General features: G+C 72.1%; 1 protein-coding gene and 1 pseudogene. Both read right to left on the bottom strand.

From position 1 onward, the window contains the following. Positions 1–477: pseudogene (locus tag G3N93_RS40345) on the bottom strand (molybdopterin molybdenumtransferase MoeA); the annotation flags it as partial. Beyond that, positions 477–1,206, bottom strand: a 730-nt coding sequence (gene fdhD / locus G3N93_RS40340) for a formate dehydrogenase accessory sulfurtransferase FdhD (protein ID WP_206135560.1), incomplete at its 5' end; no start/stop codon positions are given. The gene fdhD and the pseudogene G3N93_RS40345, both read right to left, overlap by 1 nt.

Raw genomic sequence — 1,206 nt, 5'->3', positions numbered from 1 at the left:
CACGCCGACATGCATCGCGCCCATGCGCACGCCGGCCGGCACCAGCAGGTCGCCGGCGCGCACTTCCTCGCCCTGGCGACGGATATGCGAGCCGTTGCGCTGCGGCGCGTCGAACGCGACCCAGCCGTCCTGCTCGCGTGCGTGCTCCTGCATCACGACGGTGTCCGCACCGGGCGGAATCACGCTGCCGGTGAAGATGCGCGCGGCCGTGCGCGGAGCCAGCGGTGCCGGCGTGTCGCCTGCATAGCAGCGTTGCGCGACGTGCAGCGGCTCGCCGTGCGCGAGATCCGCGTGACGGACGGCGTAGCCGTCCATCGCACTCTGGTCGGCCGGCGGCTGGTCGAGCACGGCGGTGAGCGGCGCGGCCAGCACGTGGCCGGCGGCTGCCGCGATCGGGATGGACGTGGTGGCGCCGAGCGGAGCGAACGCACTGGCGAAATGCTGCTGCGCGGTGTCGAAATCGGTCAGGGGTTTCATCAGGAGAGCGCCGGATGCGCCGGCGCAAGCGCGGGTTGGTCGGGGTGAGCGGGGGAAGCGGGGGGAGCGGTGTCGGGCGACACGTACTCGACGAAGCCGTCGTTGCGGCAGAAACCGAGCAGCCGCACGCCGGCCTCGCGGGCGACGTCGATCGCAAGCGACGTCGGCGCCGAGATCGTCGCGATCATCGGGATGCCGACCCGCGCGGCCTTGCGCACCAGTTCGTAGCTTGCGCGGCTCGACAGGAACACGAAGCCGTCGTGCAGGTTGGCGCGACACCGCGCGAGCCGGCCGATTAGCTTGTCGAGCGCGTTGTGGCGGCCGACGTCCTCGAACACCTCGAGCACGTCGCCGTCGCGGCTGCACCAGGCGGCCGCATGGATGCCGCCCGTCTCGCGCATCAGCGTCTGGTGGGCCGGCATCGCACGCGCGGCGCGTTCGATCGCTGCCGCGCCGATACCGGCGGCCGTGCCGGCGGCGGCGATGCGCGGCGGGTGCAGGTCGAGCTGCGCAATGCTTTCGATTCCGCATACGCCGCAGCCGGTGCGGCCGGCCAGCGCGCGGCGGTGCGCCTTCATCGCCATGAACGCCTGCTGTGACACGGTCAGCCGCACTTCGGCGCTGCCGGCCCGGCATTCGCTTTCGATGTCGAACACGTCCGACGCGCGCTCGACGATGCCTTCGCTCAACGCGAAGCCGAGGCCCCACTCGTCCACGCGCGCACGGAAA

It is taken from the genome of Burkholderia sp. Se-20378 (assembly GCF_017104665.1).
Lineage (GTDB): Bacteria > Pseudomonadota > Gammaproteobacteria > Burkholderiales > Burkholderiaceae > Burkholderia > Burkholderia lata.
Note: the sequence above shows the minus strand (reverse complement) of the source record. Positions and strands in the feature narration are given on the sequence as shown.